18 protein-coding genes, 1 pseudogene and 1 riboswitch are annotated in these 19,638 nt (G+C 36.5%); of the genes and pseudogenes, 17 read left to right on the forward strand and 2 right to left on the reverse strand.

Translation table 11 applies throughout. The features are described 5' to 3' along the window. Nucleotide 1 precedes the first annotated feature (1 nt). The 3 genes from MKY94_RS08725 to MKY94_RS08735 all read left to right on the forward strand — a co-directional run bounded on the left by MKY94_RS08725 (nucleotide 2) and on the right by MKY94_RS08735 (nucleotide 3,359). The gene (locus MKY94_RS08725) at nucleotides 2–1,447 is read left to right on the forward strand and encodes a spore germination protein (protein ID WP_342578671.1); all 1,446 of its coding nucleotides are present in this window, start codon (nucleotides 2–4) and stop codon (nucleotides 1,445–1,447) included. A gap of 65 nt (nucleotides 1,448–1,512) precedes the next feature. Then, nucleotides 1,513–2,835, forward strand: coding sequence for a diaminopimelate decarboxylase (gene lysA, locus MKY94_RS08730; RefSeq protein WP_342578504.1), 1,323 nt, complete (start codon nucleotides 1,513–1,515; stop codon nucleotides 2,833–2,835). A gap of 164 nt (nucleotides 2,836–2,999) precedes the next feature. Continuing rightward, complete coding sequence (locus tag MKY94_RS08735; protein WP_144536969.1) at nucleotides 3,000–3,359, forward strand: GNAT family N-acetyltransferase; 360 nt, start codon at nucleotides 3,000–3,002, stop codon at nucleotides 3,357–3,359. Nucleotides 3,360–3,361: 2 nt separating this feature from the next. On the opposite strand, the gene MKY94_RS08740 is transcribed toward MKY94_RS08735, so the two are convergent. Next, the gene (locus tag MKY94_RS08740) at nucleotides 3,362–3,865 is read right to left on the reverse strand and encodes a DUF309 domain-containing protein (RefSeq protein WP_340844371.1); all 504 of its coding nucleotides are present in this window, start codon (nucleotides 3,863–3,865) and stop codon (nucleotides 3,362–3,364) included. 54 nt (nucleotides 3,866–3,919) lie between these two features. Between MKY94_RS08740 and MKY94_RS08745 the strand changes: the two genes are divergently transcribed. The 12 genes and pseudogenes from MKY94_RS08745 to MKY94_RS08800 all read left to right on the forward strand — a co-directional run bounded on the left by MKY94_RS08745 (nucleotide 3,920) and on the right by MKY94_RS08800 (nucleotide 16,630). Continuing rightward, nucleotides 3,920–4,690: a segregation/condensation protein A gene (locus tag MKY94_RS08745; RefSeq protein WP_144536967.1), complete on the forward strand. Its 771-nt coding sequence runs from the start codon at nucleotides 3,920–3,922 to the stop codon at nucleotides 4,688–4,690. Further along, complete coding sequence (gene scpB / locus MKY94_RS08750; protein ID WP_144536965.1) at nucleotides 4,671–5,249, forward strand: SMC-Scp complex subunit ScpB; 579 nt, start codon at nucleotides 4,671–4,673, stop codon at nucleotides 5,247–5,249. Before MKY94_RS08745 ends, scpB begins: the two co-directional genes overlap by 20 nt. Before the next feature lie 53 nt (nucleotides 5,250–5,302). Next, nucleotides 5,303–6,265 (forward strand): D-alanyl-D-alanine carboxypeptidase family protein, encoded by a 963-nt coding sequence (locus MKY94_RS08755; protein WP_186318085.1) that lies wholly within the window; start codon nucleotides 5,303–5,305, stop codon nucleotides 6,263–6,265. A 101-nt stretch (nucleotides 6,266–6,366) separates the two neighbouring features. Beyond that, on the forward strand, nucleotides 6,367–7,101 hold the full coding sequence (locus MKY94_RS08760; protein ID WP_144536961.1) for a pseudouridine synthase: 735 nt from the start codon (nucleotides 6,367–6,369) through the stop codon (nucleotides 7,099–7,101). Nucleotides 7,102–7,198: 97 nt separating this feature from the next. Then, a complete protein-coding gene (gene resA / locus MKY94_RS08765; RefSeq protein WP_305076191.1) occupies nucleotides 7,199–7,735 on the forward strand; it encodes a thiol-disulfide oxidoreductase ResA in 537 nt (178 codons plus the stop codon). A gap of 13 nt (nucleotides 7,736–7,748) precedes the next feature. Next, nucleotides 7,749–9,410, forward strand: a complete 1,662-nt coding sequence (locus MKY94_RS08770; protein WP_151110197.1) for a cytochrome c biogenesis protein ResB — start codon at nucleotides 7,749–7,751, stop codon at nucleotides 9,408–9,410. 1 nt (nucleotide 9,411) lies between these two features. Beyond that, the gene (gene ccsB / locus MKY94_RS08775; protein ID WP_151110195.1) at nucleotides 9,412–10,596 is read left to right on the forward strand and encodes a c-type cytochrome biogenesis protein CcsB; all 1,185 of its coding nucleotides are present in this window, start codon (nucleotides 9,412–9,414) and stop codon (nucleotides 10,594–10,596) included. A 120-nt stretch (nucleotides 10,597–10,716) separates the two neighbouring features. Continuing rightward, nucleotides 10,717–11,433 carry a response regulator transcription factor gene (locus MKY94_RS08780; RefSeq protein ID WP_144536954.1) on the forward strand — a complete coding sequence of 239 codons (717 nt, stop codon included), beginning with the start codon at nucleotides 10,717–10,719 and terminating at the stop codon, nucleotides 11,431–11,433. After that, nucleotides 11,426–13,207 (forward strand): ATP-binding protein, encoded by a 1,782-nt coding sequence (locus MKY94_RS08785; RefSeq protein ID WP_342578507.1) that lies wholly within the window; start codon nucleotides 11,426–11,428, stop codon nucleotides 13,205–13,207. The genes MKY94_RS08780 and MKY94_RS08785 overlap by 8 nt, the downstream gene beginning before the upstream one ends. 45 nt (nucleotides 13,208–13,252) lie before the next feature. Then, nucleotides 13,253–13,795, forward strand: a pseudogene (gene sigX, locus MKY94_RS08790) (RNA polymerase sigma factor SigX); the annotation flags it as partial. Next, nucleotides 13,788–15,041, forward strand: coding sequence for a hypothetical protein (locus MKY94_RS08795; protein ID WP_342578508.1), 1,254 nt, complete (start codon nucleotides 13,788–13,790; stop codon nucleotides 15,039–15,041). The pseudogene sigX and the gene MKY94_RS08795, both read left to right, overlap by 8 nt. A gap of 706 nt (nucleotides 15,042–15,747) precedes the next feature. Continuing rightward, a riboswitch (FMN riboswitch) is annotated at nucleotides 15,748–15,882 on the forward strand. Nucleotides 15,883–16,036: 154 nt separating this feature from the next. Further along, the gene (locus MKY94_RS08800) at nucleotides 16,037–16,630 is read left to right on the forward strand and encodes an ECF transporter S component (protein ID WP_342578509.1); all 594 of its coding nucleotides are present in this window, start codon (nucleotides 16,037–16,039) and stop codon (nucleotides 16,628–16,630) included. Between the two features lie 151 nt (nucleotides 16,631–16,781). Here the strand turns inward: MKY94_RS08800 and MKY94_RS08805 are convergent, their stop codons facing one another. Next, on the reverse strand, nucleotides 16,782–17,030 hold the full coding sequence (locus tag MKY94_RS08805; RefSeq protein WP_144536944.1) for a ferredoxin: 249 nt from the start codon (nucleotides 17,028–17,030) through the stop codon (nucleotides 16,782–16,784). Between the two features lie 111 nt (nucleotides 17,031–17,141). Here MKY94_RS08805 and MKY94_RS08810 point away from each other — a divergent pair, with 111 nt between their 5' ends. Further along, nucleotides 17,142–18,176 carry a helix-turn-helix domain-containing protein gene (locus MKY94_RS08810; protein ID WP_342578510.1) on the forward strand — a complete coding sequence of 345 codons (1,035 nt, stop codon included), beginning with the start codon at nucleotides 17,142–17,144 and terminating at the stop codon, nucleotides 18,174–18,176. Continuing rightward, nucleotides 18,169–19,578, forward strand: coding sequence for a RecQ family ATP-dependent DNA helicase (locus MKY94_RS08815; RefSeq protein WP_144536940.1), 1,410 nt, complete (start codon nucleotides 18,169–18,171; stop codon nucleotides 19,576–19,578). Before MKY94_RS08810 ends, MKY94_RS08815 begins: the two co-directional genes overlap by 8 nt. Nucleotides 19,579–19,638: the final 60 nt, after the last annotated feature.

Raw genomic sequence — 19,638 nt, forward strand, 5'->3', positions numbered from 1 at the left:
TATTACGAAACCGTTATTTAAGGATATGGCCGAGGCCGAAGCATATTTAAAAGATAAGTTTGGGGTGAATGAGTCGTATGATTTCGGGATTCTTCATACCCATTTGTTTAAATTTCCAGTGTTACTTGTTTATATTAACGGTCTTATCGATGGTCCAACGTTAACTGAATTAATGACCGGTACTTTAAAATGTCCTCCAGAAGAGGACCTAGATCAAAATGAAATTATGAGTCATTATTTTCCTTACTACTCTATAACGGAATATGATTCTAGAGAAAAATGGATTGCCGCCCTACTAAGTGGTCAGGTAACATTCATTTTAGAAAATGGATCTGTTTACACGATTGATGTACGTAGCTATCCCGGTAGAACACCTGAGGAGCCTGACAACGAAAAGGTTGTACGAGGCTCCAGGGATGGCTTTACCGAAAATATTGTATTAAACACTGCTCTCATTCGTAGACGAATAAGAGACACCAATCTCCGATTTGAACTACACCAAATATCCTCCATGAGTAAAATGGACATTGCAATCTCCTATATTAAAGGAGTGGCAAATGAAGAAAACTTAAAACTTATTCGGAAGCGTCTTAAAAATATTAAACATGACGGTTTTACAATGAGCGATAAGGCATTAGAGGAATGGTTATTTGTTCAAGGCTTTCATCCTATGCCTTTTGTTCGCTTTACAGAACGACCGGATATAGCTGCTGCACATTTGCTTGAAGGACATATTTTACTCGTAGTAGATACCTCTCCATCGGTTATTATAGTCCCTACGACTCTTTTCCACCATTTACAACATGCAGAGGAGTATAGACAGGCACCGGCAATAGGAACTTTAGTAAGATCGATTCGTTTTTTTGGTGTTTTCTTCAGTTTATTTCTCTTGCCATTTTGGTATTTAATGTCTAAGCATCCAGAACTTCTTCCGAATGCCTTGGACTTCTTAGGTCCCAATGAGAAAAGTGCCATTCCGCTTTTACTACAAATAATCTTTGCGGATATTGGGATAGAATTTTTAAGGCTAGCAGCTATTCATACGCCCACTCCGTTATCCACTGCGATGGGTATCATTGCGGCATTAGTTATTGGCCAGATGGCTGTAGATGTTGGATTATTTGTTTCTGAAGTCATTTTATACACAGCAATCACAGCTATATTTACATTTGCTATCCCTTCCTATGAACTGAGCATAGCGACTAAAATATTCAGAATGTTTATTTTAATTGGGACAGCCATTTTAGGGGCAAATGGATTTTTTATATCAACCGTATGTTTGATTTGGTACATATGTAGTCTTAAACCGTTAAATGTACCCTATTTATGGCCGTTAATTCCTTTTTATCCAAGAGCATTTGCTCGTATACTCATTCGTTTTCCGATGCCAACCAACGCAAAGCGACCTTATATAACACGATCACCTGTTCGAGATCGCTCCAAATAGCATTGCATTTCCCTTATTCGATATGGTAAAGTTCATATAGAAATGAGGAAAAGAGGCGAGGATACATGGTAATGGTATCAGAGCATGCTGTGAATGAAAAAGGGCACCTATTAATAGGTGGTATTGACTCCTTAGAACTTGCAAAAACATATGAGACTCCTCTGTTTGTATATGATCTGTCTCTTATTAGAGCTAGAGCTAGAGCCTTTTTAAACACTTTCAAGCAAGAAAATGTAGTTGCACAGGTTGCCTATGCAAGTAAAGCCTTCTCTAGCGTTGCGATGTACCAAGTGATTGAGCAAGAAGGCTTATCCTTAGACGTTGTCTCCGCTGGAGAACTATATACAGCTATTAAAGCAGGGTATCCTGCAGAGCGTATTCATTTTCATGGTAACAATAAAAGTGTTGAAGAATTAATATTAGCTATGGAGCATAAAATTGGTTGTATAGTGGTGGATAATTTTTATGAAATTGAGCTTTTAAAACAACTAACTGTTAAACTCAACCAAAAAGTGAAAGTTCTTCTGAGAGTGACTCCAGGGGTTGAAGCACATACCCATGATTATATTACGACTGGACAACAAGACTCAAAATTCGGATTCGATTTGATGAATGGACAAGCAGATAAAGCTTTCCAACAGGTTTATAAAGATGAATTTATTGAATTACTGGGATTGCACTGCCATATCGGGTCCCAAATTTTTGAAACAATCGGATTTAAAGTGGCAGCAGAGAAGCTTATTACTAAAATGATTGAGTGGGAAAACACCTTTGATTACGCTTGTACAGTGTTAAATTTAGGTGGAGGGTTTGGGATTAAATATACGGAGCAAGACACACCATTAGAACCGTCTATTTATGTGAAGGAAATGGTGATTGCAGTAAAAGATTTAGTTTCCAAAGCGAACCTAGATATGCCTGAAATATGGATTGAACCTGGTCGTTCGTTAGTAGGGGACGCGGGAACGTCACTTTACACGATCGGCTCGGAAAAAGAAGTGCCAGAAATACGAAACTATTTAGCGGTTGATGGCGGTATGTCTGATAATATTCGCCCAGCTTTATATGGAGCGGAGTACAGTGCAGCTATTGCTAACAAAATGGGAGAACTCAAGGAAGTGGAGTATACCATTGCTGGTAAATGCTGTGAATCTGGTGACAAGCTAATTGAACATATTACACTACCAAAAGCTTCACCAGGGGATATTTTGGCTGTTTTTTGTACAGGTGCATACGGTTATGCAATGGCAAGCAATTATAATCGCATTGCAAAACCAGCCGTTGTTTTTGTTGAAAACGGTCGTCATCAGTTGGCAGTGAAACGAGAAACTCTGGAAGACCTTGTTCGTCTTGACCTTCCCTTCACGTTAGAGAAAGGAAGAGGCTAGATGAAAAACAAGAATGTTATTTTGTTTCTAATTATATTTATAGTTGGTATAGTATGGGGAGCATTGTATTGGTTCCTTATAGCACCAAATGTTAAACTATAGTTGGACAATTATCATAAAAGGTAGTAAAGTTCTTTTAAAGAAATTAAAAGAGGGTCTAAAACATGTTATGTCGTTATAAAAAAGCATATGAAAAAATTTCTATGGGGTTGTTGTCTTTCATGCCCAATGAAAAAGATTTGAAAAAATTGCTAGAAACAATTCATCAATATGAATCTAATCCAGATTGGCACTTATTTGTTTGGAAAAAGGATGAAGATGTAGTAGGAATTGTAGGAGTTCGTATGGAAGGCACTGAAGGTGTCATTCAGCACATTTCTGTGAATCCTTCTCATCGAGGTGAAGGTATTGGCAAAAATATGGTTCAAACACTGTCGAATATTTTACAAACCACCACTGTAAAACCAACAGAAGAAATAAAACCTTTCTTTGAAAAATGCAATGCAGATAAAGAAGAGAACTGACCTTAGTGGCCTTCTCTTCTTTTTTTCTGTTTTTCTCGTTCTTCAAGTATTTCAGAGCGATCTCTAAGCATATGTTTATGAATAAGAAAATTTCGATCTTCTTCCTTTACGAATGGTATCTCCTCAACCCGGGAAAGAAGCTCCTTGTTTTGGATGTCAATTTGAAATCCTAAAAATGGTTCCTGCTTTTGGATAGAATTATAGGCATTTGTAGCATCTTGGTATAATCGATGAAAATTAATAGTTTCAAAGAAGGGAGAGTGACTTGTTTCTTTCATTCGCTTAATACTGCCACCCATTGTTTTTAGTGCTCCTGAAAAATTCCCTCTACGCCAATGGTACATAGAAGTGGAAAGTAGGATAAGTGCAGCCAAAGAATGTACTTTTTGGCGAGGTGCAACTTCCTTCCAATAGTCTTCTAACAGTTCGTGGCATTCGAAATAATCGTTGATGTCATTAAATTCTTTTAAAAATTGAACAAAATTAGGATGGAATGTAGGGTGCATTACAATCACCTTTCCTCTATAATTATGATTAAAATTAATATTAGGTGGAGTTTTATGTCTTACGAAGTAAAAACAGAAGCATTTGAAGGTCCACTCGATTTATTATTACATTTAATAAATCGTTTGGAAATAGATATATATGATATTAAAATGGCCGAAATCACCACGCAATATATGGAACACATACATGCGATGCGTGTACTGGAGCTAAATGAAGCAAGTGAATACCTAGTGATGGCCGCTACCTTGCTCTCTATTAAAAGTAAAATGCTTCTTCCGATTCATCAGGATGATCAACTGGAAGATGATTTTGATATTAATCTTGACGATCCTAGGGACGAGTTAGTTCTTAAATTAATAGAGTACAAGAAATACAAAGAAGCTGCTAGTAATTTGCAAGAGTTAGAAGAAACTCGAAATCTATTTTATACTAAGCCTCCTACGGATTTGAGTGGCTATCAAAGCAATCAGCAATTGGCCTTGTTTGATCTTGAAGTAAATGTTTACGATATGCTTGGTGCTTTCCAGAAGATGCTTCGGAGAAAACAGCTAAATGCTCCTCTCCATACTCGCGTAAGTAAACAAGAGGTCTCCATTCGAGAGTCGATGAATAATGTAATCTCTACATTAAAAGAGCATAATGGAAGACTGTCATTTTATGAGCTTTTCCCTACTAGAGATAAAACAACAATTGTTACTACTTTCTTAGCAATATTAGAGCTCATGAAACGACAGGCGGTCAAGGTTGAGCAGAAGAAAAATTTTGAAGATTTATTTGTTCAACTAGGAAAGGAAATAGAAATATATGAAGAAATTGAAGAGTAAAATAGAAAGTCTCTTATTTGTTAGTGGAGAAGATGGCTTAACAAAGAAACAGCTTGCATTTTTAACGGAGGAAGATGAAGAAAATGTAAGAGAAGCTTTAGACTCGCTTATGATGGAATATGAAGATTCTGAGGAAAGAGGAATTCAACTTAAACAACTTGCTGGCACGTACCAATTAGTAACGAAGGAAGAAAACGTGGATTGTATTCAAAAGCTAGTTGAAAATCCTACTACTCAATCTCTATCTCAGGCTTCGTTGGAGGTTTTGGCTATCATCGCATATAAGCAGCCTATTACAAGGGTAGAAATCGAGGATATAAGAGGAGTGAAATCAGAAAGACCGATACATACTTTATCTGCTAAAGGACTAGTTCAAGAAGTTGGACGTGCAGAAGGAACGGGTAGAGCTATCTTGTACGGCACCACACAGGAATTCCTACAGTACTTCGGTTTAAAAGATATAAGTGCATTGCCTCCTTTACCAGAAGATGTGGAAGTAGACGATATGGGAGACACCGATTTGTTTATGACCAAGTTTCAAGAGGCATTTGAAGGATAGAAATAAATGAAAAAGGAGTATTTTCCATTTACAAAAAAGCGTTTATACTAGTTTTGTTTTTTCTATTAATAAATATTAGTAATGCCCATGCAACCTCATCCTCCTATGCTGTTATTGATGCTAAGACGGGAAGACTATTGCTTGGAAGTAATGCGGATGTAGAGTTGCCTATTGCGAGTCTTACAAAGGTTTGGACGGCTTTGACTGTGCTGGATAATGCCACACTTGACGAAGAGATCACAATTTCTTCTGTTGCTGCTGCCCAGGAGGGTTCCTCGCTCTATTTACAGCCTGGAGAGGTCTGGACAGTTAACTCCTTACTGCATGGTCTTATGCTTCAATCAGGAAATGATGCTGCATACGCATTAGCAGAGCATACAGGAGGGTCATTAGAAGGTTTCGTTAAGCTGATGAACGAGAAGTTTGAATTAGCAGGGTTAGATCATTCTCACTTTACGAATCCATCAGGTTTACACAATGACGATCATTACGCTTCTGCACATGACATGGCTAACATGTTCCGTTTAGCACTCCAAAATGAAGACTTTAAAAAAATCTCCTCCGCCAAAAATTTTGTGCCAGAGGAACGTTCGATCAAATGGAGAAATAAGCACAAACTAATGCACTTCAACGAGTACACCGTTGCCGGAAAAACTGGCTATACGAAAAGAGCAGGAAGAACACTTGTCACTTATTTAAAAGATAAGGACAAGGAAGTTATCGTGGTGACATTGAACCACTCGAATGATTGGAATACTCATGTCTCCTTGGCTGAGCAAGTCTTCCAAAACTATGAGAATGTTAAGGTAGTGGAAAAAGGGAAATATCAGCTATTTCAAAAAGACGTGATAGAAGTAAAAAAAGACTATTATTTATTGTTGAATAAAGAGGAACAGGATCAGTTGAATAATGTTCTAATTATTCCTCGTAATAATAAGGAGAAAAAGCCTTATTTGTGGAAAGTAATGATTGATAAAGATGTTGCACTAGAATTTAATGTGAAGAAAGTCAAATAATTTTGAGAAGACAGTTTTTCCAAAAGACTGTCTTCTTTTATTTTATGTAAAAGTGTGACATAATTCACTCATGTATGGAAAGAATGGACGAGGTGAATTACTTGGAAAGATTACAAAAAGTATTAGCACACGCAGGTGTTGCTTCTAGAAGAAAAGCTGAAGAGTTAATTTTGGAAGGAAAAGTAAAAGTAAACGGTAAAGTAGTGAAGGAATTAGGTACAAAAGTTTCTGACTCTGATACGGTAGAGGTTGAAGGAGTAAAGTTAGAGAAGGAACAAAAAAAATACTACTTACTTTATAAGCCAAGAGGAGTTATTTCTGCAGTAACGGATGACAAAGGTAGGAAAACCGTGACGGATCTATTGCCTCATGTTACAGAACGCCTATATCCAGTAGGAAGATTAGATTACGAAACGTCAGGAGTACTACTTTTAACAAATGACGGAGATTTCTCGTATGCGTTGACCCACCCTAAATTTAAAGTGGACAAAACCTATGTGGCGAGACTTAAAGGAATACCACTTAAGGAACAATTAAGACCTCTTGAGCGTGGAGTTGTCTTAGAAGACGGCAAGACCGCACCGGCAAGGGTAAAGCTTTTGTCTTCTGAAAAGAAAACGAATAAGTCGATTGTAGAAATCACTATCCATGAAGGAAAAAATCGTCAAGTACGACGCATGTTCGATGCAATTGGTTTTCCTGTGCAAAAACTAAAAAGAGAACGATTTGGCTTTCTAACTTTGCATGGCTTAAATGCAGGGGAGTGGAGAGAACTAACAACTCATGAGGTAAAACAGCTCAGAGTTCTTGCTGAAACAGGTAAAATAGGTAAATAACAATGAAAAGTTCACAAAGCCTTCATATGTCCTTCTCAATTTGGACATTAATTTTGATATAATATTGTCGGCAATGCATGGAATGGAGGAAATAAATTTGGCTCAATCCAAACAAAAACGTTTTTACATAAGAGCAGTTATTTTAGTAGTACTTACACTAGCAATTGTATTTACAATTTTCTCTAACGTGACTAAAGAAAAAAATGCAGTTTTACAAGTCGGCGATAAAGCACCGGATTTCCATGTGGTAGACACGAATGGAGAACAGCATAAGCTTTCCGATTACAAAGGACAAGGCATCTTTTTAAATTTCTGGGGAACTTGGTGTAAACCTTGTGCAAAGGAAATGCCTGCAATGGACAATCAGTACAATGTCTACAAAGATCAAGGTGTTCAGACTCTAGCTATTAATGTTGGAGAATCGGATTTAAAGGTAAATCGTTTTGCTAACCGTTATGGCTTAACATTTCCTATTGCAATCGATCAAAACAAAAGCTTGTTGGATTCCTATAATATTGATCCGCTACCAACAACCTTTTTGATTAGCCCGGAAGGTAAGATAGAAAAGATTATTAAAGGTGAGATGACCGAGCAAGATATTGCAAATTTCATGGAACAAATCAAACCTTCCTAAAGGAGTCTTTTAGATGGACAAGATAGTTTGTAAATGTGGGCACGTCAACCCTGCAGGTACAGAGCTTTGTGAAAGCTGTGGACGCCCTTTAAGTCAACAATCGAGAGAACAAAAGATTGTTGATATGAGATATGAAGGGTCTGCAAGACGTTCTCAAACCTATAACAAAACAATAATTGATAAAATCTGGAATTTCTTCTCTAGTGTAAAAGTCGGAATGTGGATTATCGTTGCTATCCTAATAGCTGCCGCTATAGGAACTATTCTGCCACAGGTTTTTTATGTTCCTGCAACGAGAGAAGAAGATATTGCAGCATATTATGAGAGAGTGTATGGATGGTTTGGAACATTATATTATGAATTAGGACTTTCTGATCTTTATAGCTCCTGGTGGTTCCAAACGCTAGTGGGAATGCTAGGTATTTCTTTAGTCATTGCAAGTTTGGATAGAGTAATACCACTTTACAAATCTCTTAAAAAACAAAAAACAAAAAGACATATTAGCTTTTTGAAACGTCAGCGTGTATTCGGCGCAGCAGAAGTAGAAGCTCCTGTCGAATCTCTTGAGAAGGCGGAAGAAAAGCTTAAGTCAATGAAGTATAAGGTTAAACGAGAAGGAAATGCAATTCTTGCAGAAAAAGGTCGTTTTTCCAGATGGGGGCCTTACGTAAACCATTTAGGTTTAATACTTTTCCTGTTTGGTGTTATGCTACGTGCAATCCCAGGGTTTTATGTAGATGAAACTATGTGGATAAGAGAAGGAGAAACTCTTTACATACCACAAACAGATGGTTATTTCTTAGAGAGTAAGGATTTCATCTATGAAACATATACAAAAGAAGAGTCAGAAGAAGTTTTTGGTGAAGCACTTGATAGAGTGGGATCGATTGCTAAAAATTATCAAACGGATGTAGCTTTATATAAAGGGCCAGATGATGCAGTCGCTGGTCATCCCGAAGACTTAAAGTTAGTGAAGGAAGAGTCCATCCAGGTTAATGAACCTTTGAAATTTGATAATTTCTCTGTGTTCCAGATGGATTTCCGTCTTAATGAATTAAAGTCTATGACTTTCCATTTGGAGGACAAAGCTACTGGTACTGATCATGGTCAGTTTACGGTGGAGTTATCAAATCCACAAAGTATGTACGAGTTAAATGATGGTTATAAGGTAGAAATTGTAGACTACTACGCTAATTTTTCTGGTTTTGTAGATGGTGAACCTCAATCAGAGACTCCTGAGCCTAAGAATCCTGCATTTTTAGTGAAAATGTACAGCCCGGAATATCCAAAAGGTGAAACTAGTTTTGTCATGATTCAAAATACATTAGAACCTTTAGGGGAAACAGAATATAAAGTTAAATTTGAAAGTGTAGAAACTAGAGATATGTCAGGTCTTACAATTCGCAAAGATTTAACACTTCCTATTCTAATGCTTGGTGGACTTATCTTTATGATTGGTGTTGCACAAGGGTCTTATTGGAACCATAGACGTATTTGGCTTCAATATTTAGAGGATGGACAGATGGTAGTAGCTGCTCATACGAACAAAAACTGGATGAGCGTTAAGAAGGATATCGATGAGGTTTCGAAGATAACCAATATACCACCATACGAAGATCAGCAAGATTTAGATGCAAAACAAGAAAAAGAGGAAACAGAGGAAGGTGTAAAATAAAATGACAATGGTTTCTGTAAGTGAGACTTTATTGTTTGTAGCGTTTGTCGCTTATTTGGTTGCTACGTTTTTATTTGGTGGAGCAGTCAAATCTTCAAGTGCAGCAGCTACAAATTCATATAAACGATGGGGAAATTTAGCAATTATAGTGACGATTATTGGTTTTGTAGCTAACTTGGGTTATTTTATTACCCGTTGGATTGCTGCTGGACATGCACCAGTAAGTAACTTATTTGAATTTACTACAGCATTCGGAATGCTCGTAGTAGGAGCTTTTATACTTATTCACTTTATCTATAAAACTCCTGCTCTTGGTCTTTTTGCATTGCCTATAGCAGTGCTAATCATTGCCTATGCAAGCATGTTCCCAAAGGATATCACTCCATTAATCCCAGCTCTAAAAAGTCACTGGTTAACTATTCATGTTATTACAGCAGCACTTGGTGAAGCTATATTAGCAATCAGTGCAGTAGCGGGTTTAATATGGTTACTAAAAAATATCGACCTAACAAAACCGTCTAAGCAACGTTTTTGGATAGAAGCAACCATGTACCTTTTAGTTTTAGTTTTAGGTTTCGTTATTTCAACTGTTTCATTTTCTGCAGTAGATTATTCAGCAGAATATTCTTATATAGACAAAGAAGGAAATCCACATGATATAGAATATAACCTACCAGCACTATTTGGTATGAATGAATCAGAGGTTATTACTGATGGGGCTATGGAACCGCTAATTGAAGTTCCACCTTTAATTAATGGTAAGAAGTTAACGACTGTTGTATGGGCAGTCCTATTCGGTACAGTACTTTATGGATTACTTCGATTAATCTTACGTAAACGTATTGCTACAGTTTTACAGCCATTAGCTAAAAAAGCTAATTCTCAACTAATGGATGAAATCGGGTATCGCTCTGTATTAATTGGCTTTCCTGTATTCACATTAGGGGCTCTAATATTTGCAATGATATGGGCTCATGAAGCTTGGTCTCGTTTCTGGGGCTGGGATCCAAAAGAAGTTTGGGCTCTTATCACATGGTTATTCTATGCGGTATTCTTACATTTAAGATTGACAAAAGGATGGCAAGGTGAAAAATCTGCATGGTTGGCATTAATAGGTTTTATCATCATTATGTTTAACCTTATTGCTGTAAACTTAATCATTGCGGGTCTTCACTCATACGCATAAGTAAGTCAAAAGTAGTGTCAAAAAGCTCTACATTCAGCAGAATGTAGAGCTTTTCTTTTCTTTTATGTTAAGTAATTGTACAATATAGAATAGATGTAGATAGAAGGGTATGATATTTAAATGTCAGAAATGATAAAACTTTTAGTAGTAGATGATGAAGAACGTATCCGTCGTTTGTTGAAAATGTATTTAGAAAGAGAAGGGTATATGGTAGAGGAAGCTGAAAACGGAGAAGCTGCTCTTTTGCTCGCTTTAGAAAATGAATATAATTGTATTCTCCTAGATATTATGATGCCTGAAAAAGATGGTATAGAGGTTATTACAGAGCTTCGAGAACATAAAGACACACCAGTTATTCTTTTAACAGCTAAGGGCGAAGAAGCTAATCGTGTAGAAGGCTTTGAATTGGGAGCGGACGATTATATTGTAAAACCTTTTAGTCCAAGAGAGGTTGTTCTTAGAGTAAAGGCACTTCTGAAAAGATCAGCAGCATTTTCTCCATCACAGACAGTTTCCATTTCTAAGGATATTGTTGTATTTCCTCATTTAACCATTGACCATGATGCACATAGAGTCACTGCAGATGGTGAAGAAGTTAGCTTAACTCCAAAAGAATATGAATTGCTTTACTTCCTTGCTAAAGCGCCAGATAAAGTTTTTGATCGGGAACAGCTGTTAAAAGAAGTTTGGCATTACGATTTCTTTGGAGATTTACGTACAGTAGATACCCACGTAAAAAGATTACGTGAAAAATTAAATAGAGTTTCTGAAAAAGCTGCGAAAATGATTGTAACTGTTTGGGGAGTTGGCTATAAATTCGAGGTAGGAAATGAATAGGATTTGGAATAGTGTGGTCGGGAAGCTATGGGGAACCATATTGCTTCTCGTCTTATTTGTGTTGTTTATCGTTACAGTCCTAATGCTAGAATTTTTAGAAGACTTTCATACAGAACAAGCGGAAGAAATTCTTAGACAAGAAGCTGCTACTATAGGGAAAATTGTAGAACAGCATGAAAATCTAGAGAATTCCCTCTCCATTATTAGTGATATTTTAGGCTCGGAAACAAATACATTAATTGTAAGAAATGCAGATTCTGTATTCCTCTCCGTTCAAGAGGGTCTCAATAAAGAAGTTATCAATGATAAAATATTAGAAGACGAGCAGCTTTCCAAGATTTATACTTCGGATAAAACAATTATTAAGAAAATGCTAATGCCATCCATGACAGAAGAAAATCGAATGGAAAACTATATAATTTTGGCATCTCCTCTAGAAGCTGACGAACAGGTTCATGGAGCAGTTTTTATTTATCAAAGCTTAGAAGTTGTAAATAAAACCTCTAATAATACAACAAAAATTGTATTTCTGTCTGGATTTATAGCTCTGTTACTTACAACCTTGCTTACTTTCTTTCTTTCTTCTAAAATCACATCTCCCCTTCGATCGATGCGTGAGGCGGCTTTAGAGCTAGCAAAAGGAAACTTTGAAACGAAGGTACCTTATACGCAAAGAGACGAGATAGGGGAGCTTGGCTCTGCATTTAACAGAATGGGTAAGCAATTAAAGCATCATGTGGAGGTAATCAATCAGGAAAAGGAACAGCTTTCAAGTATTCTCACTTCTATGACAGATGCCGTAATTACGTTCAACAAAGAATTTCAAGTACAGGTTAGTAATCCACAGGCTGACCAACTGTTAAATAAATGGCATGAAGAAAATGACATTGCTAACAAATCAGATTTACCTGATGAACTTCAGCATCTTCTAGAGCATGTATTGCATTTAGAAGAAGAATTAGATGAGGAATTAGAAATAAGAGGATCATACTTCTCTGTGTCGATCAGCCTTCTTTATAGCAATGAATCTGTTCGTGGGGCAGTGGTCGTATTGCGCGACATGACTGAGCAACATAGATTAGACAAAATGCGTTCAGATTTCATCGCTAATGTTTCTCATGAGCTAAGAACACCTATTTCTATGCTGCAAGGATACAGTGAAGCCATTATCGATGAAATAGTCACGACAGAAGAAGACAAAAATGAAATGATTCGGGTTATTTATGATGAATCTAAACGTATGGGTAGACTTGTAACAGAGTTATTAGATTTAGCAAGACTTGAATCAGGTTATTTGAGCATACACAAAGAAAAAGCAGAAATTGTTTCGGTAATCGAAAGGATCACCCAAAAATTTGACCAAGCTGCGAAAGAAAGTAACGTTCGCTTAAAGTTTGATCACAATATACCTTCTGAGGAATTAATCGAAATTGAGATAGACGAAGATCGTATGGAACAGGTTTTAACGAACTTAATTGATAATGCTTTAAGGCATACACCGGAAGAAGGCTCTGTTTCCGTTCTGTTAGAGAAGTACAAAAACCAAATCATTATAAAGGTATCGGATACTGGATTTGGTATACCTGCGGAGGATTTACCTTATATTTTTGAGCGGTTTTATAAAGCCGATAAAGCTAGAACTAGAGGGAAAGCTGGCACTGGCCTCGGCCTTGCTATTGCCAAAAATATAGTCGAAAGACACGAAGGTCACCTATCAGCTGAAAGCACAGTCGGGGTAGGCACAACATTTATTATTCAATTGCCATTAAGCTAATGTAACAAATCGGGAGATGAAACGACTAATTGAAAGAACGGGGGGAGCATTATGAATGACTCCGTTTTCCACCGCTTGTATGATACCTATCATCAAGACGTTTTTCAGTTTTTGATCTATCTAGTTAAAGATAGACAAACTGCGGAAGACTTGGTCCAGGAGGTTTATGTTCGTGTTCTAAGAGCTTACAGTAAGTTTGAGGGAAAAAGCTCCGAGAAAACATGGTTATTTTCAATTGCAAAAAATGTGGCTATTGATCATTTTCGAAAGTATTCCGTTAGAAAGAAGAGAATGTTTGATGCTTTTGACTGGGAATCTACACAGCTTGCATCAAAAGACATGTTGCCGGAGGATTTTACTGTTTTAAATGATGAAATGAAAGCCTTGCTACTAGCTTTAGATACATGTACTGGAGATCAGAAAATGGTAGTCATTATGAGATATTTTCAAGAGCTGTCCATTGCTGAAACCGCACAAGTATTAAATTGGACAGAAGGTAAGGTAAAGACTACTCAGCATAGAGCTATTAAATCACTTCGAGAAAAATTATCTGATAAACAAAAGGAGGGTAATGTTTTACATGAGTAATCAAGAAGAAAAGAATAAAGCGTTAGATGAGCTCTTACACAACATGCCCAAGTTCACAGATAATCGTTCGAAGGATGAAGTATACAATCGAGTGAAGTTAGAAATGGATTCTTCCGATTTAAATAAAGTTATACGAAATAATAAATCGTTTTCTAAATGGATGCCACTTTTAGTGTCTGTTGCTTCTGTTTTGTTGTTAACGTTCTTAATTTCTTCATACTTGGGCACAAGTAGTGAAAAATCTGCAATCCAGCAACAGGCTACAGACAAATCGGACATGTTGAGAACGTTGGACATTGCTCCTGCCTCTGAGGTAGAAACAACAGAGGGCGGAATGGAAGCCAAGGAAGATGCGGCTATAGAAAATTCAAATGATGTAGTCAATTCTTTAGCTGTCGAAAGTGAATTAGTGCCCGTTCAAGCCTTTAACAACGCTAGAACTGTATATGAAGATGATTTAAATGATGGAATTCCATTTCATTTTTCTGTAACAGAAGGGGCAGAAGCTTACCCAATCACAATAATTATACCTAGGGATAAAATAAACGAAGATTTTACTGACGGATTGCCAAATAGTCTTCAGTTATATGAAAAATATGCAAGCACTATAGATGAATCTGCTCTAGGGTTCGAGGAATATTTGCCCTTGCAAGGTAATTTAGTTTCAGATGGCGATACGCTTCAACACTATTTACCTAAAGGGCATGGTTATGATGCTGCTTCAGCTACTTCCGGAGTGTATACTGATACAATCCGTCATATTTTTACGGATTTTTCCTTCCTGGAACGATTAAGTGAGGATGGCACAGCTATCAATTGGGACCAAGTAGGAGTAATAGGGAAAAAGGAATTGGCAAGCGGAAACAAAGAACGAATGTATTTTAAACACACAATGAATAGCGGACTGACATTCCTTGTTCCAAAGGATGCTAAGTTTGAGAATGCTTTTAAAGATATGCCAAAATCAGCAAATGATCTTTATACGACTGTTGTACCGAAAGATGTTAGTTATGAGGTATCAGAGGAAGGCAACACGGTTGTAATAACATTTGACGAAGCATTAGATTTGGCAACATTGGAATATGAAGATTCTATTCTTATGATTGAAGCCTTTACATTAACAGCTGCAAGCTTCGATAAAACAGTTCGTCTAGAAAATGTTGTACAGAAGCAATGGGATCGATTTGATTTGACAGCTAATTTACCAATCCCAATTGGCCCTAATGGGTACATGATGAACCACTGAATAATAAAGAATCGACCTACTAATTAGTCGGTCGATTTTTTTATTGGGTTTTTTATACGAAAAAAGTGTTTTATAACCGGATAGAAAAATTTATGATCGTTCGGACGAGTTTTATGACCGGATAGAAAAATTTATGACCGTTCGGACGAGATTTATGACCGGATAGAAAAATTTATGACCGTTCAGACGAGAGTTATGAGCGGATAGAAAAATTTACGACCGTTCAGACGAGAGTTATGACCGGATAGAAAAATTTATGATCGTTCGGACGAGAGTTATGACCGGAAAGAAAAATTTATGACCGTTCAGACGAGATTTATGACCGGATAGAAAAATTTATGACCGTTCAGACGAGAGTTATGACCGGATAGAAAAATTTATGACCGTTCGGACGAGAGTTATGACCGGATAGAAAAATTTATGACCGTTCGGACGAGAGTTATGACCGGATAGAAAAATTTACGACCGTTCGGACGAGTTTATAACCGGACAGAAAAATTTATGACCGTTCAGGCAAGTTTTATAGTCGGAAAGAGTTATTTATTACAGTTATATATAAGGTGAACAAAAAATCACTGTACTTTAATTTCATAAAAAAGGTTCATCTGTTAATATACTTAAATCGAAACAGTTGTATTGCATATATTAATATAGTTTGATAAAATGATTGTAATTCAAGATAATCTTGAATGACAATAAAATATTGATTCATCTTCGGGGCAGGGTGAAATTCCCGATCGGCGGTATTAGAAGAGTTTTTTCTTGAGCCCGCGAGCCGTAAATGGCAGGATTTGGTTAAATTCCAAAGCCGACAGTATAGTCTGGATGGGAGAAGGTGAAGGTGCAGTCGTTTTTCGTATGCTCTTATACGGATACGCTTATTTAAGTGTACCTTTTTCTCCTTTAAGCTTTATTTGCTTAAGGGATTTTTTGAGTATTGATAACGAACTGAACCTTTCTTCTTGTGGAGTGAATCGCAAAAGGAGAGAGGATTTATGGCAAAAAGTAAGACGCGTATGCTTATTGCAATCGCAATGCTAAGTAGTATTTCTTTCGTTTTAATGCTGCTTGCATTTCCGTTACCAGTTTTACCAGCTTATTTGAAAATTGACTTCAGTGATATCCCAGCGTTAATTGCTGCAATCACTATGGGGCCAATTGCAGGAATCATTGTAGCTTTCATGAAAAACGTACTAGATTGGTTCTTTTCAGGAAGTCCTACAGGCGTTCCAGTCGGTCATATGGCTAACTTCGCAACTAGTATTTTGTTTTTGACACCTGTTTATGTCATTTATCGTAAAGTTTCTTCCTCTAAAGGGATTGCTTATGGTTTAGGCGTCGGGACAGTTTGTATGGCCCTTGGTATGAGCCTGTTAAATTATTACGTTTTCTTACCAATGTATTCGTACTTTTTAAACTTCCCAGCGGAAACAGGAACAGCTTTATTTAATTCTATCATTTTCGGTATTTTACCGTTTAATCTGATAAAAGGTATTATAGTTACAATTGTTATGGTTGTTCTATTTAAACGATTGAAGCCTATACTAGACAAGGTGAGCGAGTCGTTTAAAGTTCCAAATATAAATTAAAGATATGTATGACTGCTGGCAAACTAGACAATTTCTAGTTTGTCTGCGGTTTTTATTTTTTTGTAGGTATAGTATTAACCTGCCACTTAAGTTTATAGAAATATAAAAAGCCAAGAAAAATGAGCTAGTCATCCTTCTTGGCATTAATATACTATTCAAATTTTAGAGCGTCGCCTTCAAATGATTCTTCAGCCACTTTAATGGAATCGGTAGGGCAGCCTTCAAATGCATCCTCCATGTCCTCCATCAGTTCCTCTGGAACTTCCGTTGTTCCCGTGTTATCATCTAAAATAACAAAGGCAATACCTTCATCGTCATAGTCATATATGTCTGGAGCAGCTGCTCCGCAAGCTCCGCATGCGATACACGTATCTTTATCTACTATAGTATATTTTGCCATTAGTATATTCTCTCCTTTAATTCTACTTATAAGAATTAGCTATCTTATTCATTCTAAAGCTGTTTACGTTTCTTTTCAACAAAAATACTTTCAAACTGTGAGGTATTTAAATTGTATTTTAGCCAACTATTACTAAATGTTATTCAAAAATTTAATGGGGAACGGTCAGCAATGGCTTCCTTTTACTTATTAAAAGGGAAAAAATCTGGACAAACCATTCAAGATGTCACTTATTTTAATCTACATCGTTTTTTCTCTATTTATCCGAAGTTAACACAAGAAGAATATAAGCAGCAGTTGTTTAAACTCCAACAAAACAACTGGATTGAAGAGGAAGATTCTCTACTAAGGATTAGTCATAAAGGTTTAAAACAGTTAACTGGATATACAGAACCTTTGTTTAATGGCTGGGAGCTAAGGGGAAATGAAAAATTGTTCTGGTCAAGATTAGAATTAGTAGTCCAAACACTATCTTATTTTAATAAAAATGAAACTAGATTTATTCCCAATCAAAAAGATTATTCGGTTCACCAGTTTGTGAAAGATTACTTACGAGGGAGAGACTATAAATCATCAACATTTCAAAAGGACTTTAAAAGTCAGTTAGAGCATTTACTTCAAATTGCTGAGTTACAGGAAATACATCGTATACTATTAGTCTATCGAATGAGCGGTTATCACATTAGTGGGCTCACATGGGAGCAATTAGCACAGGAGTGTGGAGAATCTATTATAGATATGAAGCTTCAATTTGTAGAAGCGTTGCATATTGTCTTAGATAACATCAATCAAGAAAGTCATCCAGATTTAATAGGTTTAACAAAAGAGATTTTTGTACATAGTCCTTTAACACAATCCGCTTTAAAGACCGAACAGCTTTTAAAGGAAGGTTACTCTATCCAAGATATCGCTGCCCTAAGATCTTTAAAAGCAAATACAATCGAAGATCACTTAATAGAAATAGCAGCAGCTGATCGAAGTTTATCATTGACATCATTTATATTGAACGACCAAATAAAAAAAGTGCTAGAATTCTCCAATAAACATCAAACCAAAAAATTGAGGTTAATTCGCGAGAACATACCTGAGTTAAGCTATTTTCAAATTAGACTGGCTTTAGCTAAAGGGGAGAAAGAAAATGGATGAACTTCAACACATTCTTCAAACTAGGTTTGGATATAAAGATTTTAGAGAAGGACAGAGGGAAATAATCGAAAAAGTCCTAGCTGGAGAGGATGTAGTAGCTATTTTGCCCACTGGGATGGGTAAATCGTTGCTGTTCCAGCTACCAGCATATTTAAAGAATGGAGCGGTGCTAATAGTATCCCCTTTGCTTTCTTTAATGCAGGACCAGGTAGAGCAGTTAAAAATGATGGGAGAAAAAAGAGTAGTGGCCATCAATTCATTTTTATCCTTCGAGCAAAGAGAAAAGGCGTTATCTGGTTTACAAAATTATAAATTTATTTTTACATCACCTGAAATGTTACAGAATGAGCGTTTTCAAAGAAGGTTAGCTAGTTTAAATTTAGCTTTTATAGTTGCTGATGAAGCGCATTGTATTTCCCAGTGGGGATTTGATTTCCGACCTGATTATTTAAGGATCTCTGAGTCGCTTAAATCGTTAAGAAAGGCAAACGTGCTAGCCTTAACTGCTACAGCCACAAAGGAAGTTGTAAAAGATATAAAAACTACCTTGTTAATGGAACAGCCATTTGAATATATTCATTCCTTGGATCGTCCTTATATTGCTTACGAAGCACATGAGGTGGAGAGCCAAAAAGAAAAGGTAGAATGGATATTAAATAGGATTACTAGCACTACTGGACCTGGTATATTATATAGTCAGTCGAGGAAAAAAACTGAATTTTATACAGAAGAGTTACAAAAAAAGGGCATCAGAGTCGCTTATTATCATTCTAAAATGGATCAAGATGACCGTATTCTCATTCAGCAACAGTTCCAACAAGGCCATTTAGATTGGATTTGTGCTACGAATGCTTTTGGAATGGGTATACATAAGGATAATATTAGACAAATTATACATGATCATATACCAACCTCCGTTGCCAATTATATGCAAGAGGTTGGACGGGCAGGTAGAGACGGAAAACAGTCCATAGCCTCCATTCTTTATATGTTATCCGATGTAGAACAAGCTTATTTTGTTGCGATGCAGGATTTTCCCGACGAACAGGATATTATCCTTGCATATCAGACCAATGAAAATCAGGTGCAGTTATCTGAAACAACGGAAAGAATTTTAGATTATTGGAAAATGGTATTGTCAACAGAGGAAACTATAGAACTGTTTAAGAATATTCGACAAAAAAAATGGATAGAAATTCAAAGCTTGTACACGCTATTACAAAATGAGAATTGTATTAGGGAACAGGTAATTGCCTATTTCGATCAAAAGCTGATAGACAAGCCTTTAAATTGCTGTTCAAAATGTTCTTTAAATCTTCAAGAGTTATTTCATTTACACGATAAACCCCTTATCCATGCTACAGTATTAGATTGGAAAAGTAGATTAGGCAGTATCCTATAATACTTAACAACATTTACATTTTCAACAAAATTCGTCATAATAGTAGTAGATAAGTGGAAG

This window comes from Psychrobacillus sp. FSL K6-2843 (assembly GCF_038626375.1).
GTDB classification, from domain to species: domain Bacteria; phylum Bacillota; class Bacilli; order Bacillales_A; family Planococcaceae; genus Psychrobacillus; species Psychrobacillus faecigallinarum.

Coding starts and splice junctions, on each gene's coding strand:
- scpB (WP_144536965.1), top strand. CDS start 4,671: ATGAAGAAATTGAAGAGTAAAATAGAAAGTCTCTTATTTGTTAGTGGA.
- MKY94_RS08780 (WP_144536954.1), top strand. CDS start 10,717: ATGTCAGAAATGATAAAACTTTTAGTAGTAGATGATGAAGAACGTATC.
- MKY94_RS08745 (WP_144536967.1), top strand. CDS start 3,920: ATGTCTTACGAAGTAAAAACAGAAGCATTTGAAGGTCCACTCGATTTA.
- MKY94_RS08795 (WP_342578508.1), top strand. CDS start 13,788: ATGAGTAATCAAGAAGAAAAGAATAAAGCGTTAGATGAGCTCTTACAC.
- ccsB (WP_151110195.1), top strand. CDS start 9,412: ATGACAATGGTTTCTGTAAGTGAGACTTTATTGTTTGTAGCGTTTGTC.
- MKY94_RS08770 (WP_151110197.1), top strand. CDS start 7,749: ATGGACAAGATAGTTTGTAAATGTGGGCACGTCAACCCTGCAGGTACA.
- MKY94_RS08815 (WP_144536940.1), top strand. CDS start 18,169: ATGGATGAACTTCAACACATTCTTCAAACTAGGTTTGGATATAAAGAT.
- MKY94_RS08785 (WP_342578507.1), top strand. CDS start 11,426: ATGAATAGGATTTGGAATAGTGTGGTCGGGAAGCTATGGGGAACCATA.
- MKY94_RS08800 (WP_342578509.1), top strand. CDS start 16,037: ATGGCAAAAAGTAAGACGCGTATGCTTATTGCAATCGCAATGCTAAGT.
- lysA (WP_342578504.1), top strand. CDS start 1,513: ATGGTAATGGTATCAGAGCATGCTGTGAATGAAAAAGGGCACCTATTA.
- MKY94_RS08735 (WP_144536969.1), top strand. CDS start 3,000: ATGTTATGTCGTTATAAAAAAGCATATGAAAAAATTTCTATGGGGTTG.
- MKY94_RS08805 (WP_144536944.1), bottom strand. CDS start 17,030: ATGGCAAAATATACTATAGTAGATAAAGATACGTGTATCGCATGCGGA.
- MKY94_RS08740 (WP_340844371.1), bottom strand. CDS start 3,865: ATGCACCCTACATTCCATCCTAATTTTGTTCAATTTTTAAAAGAATTT.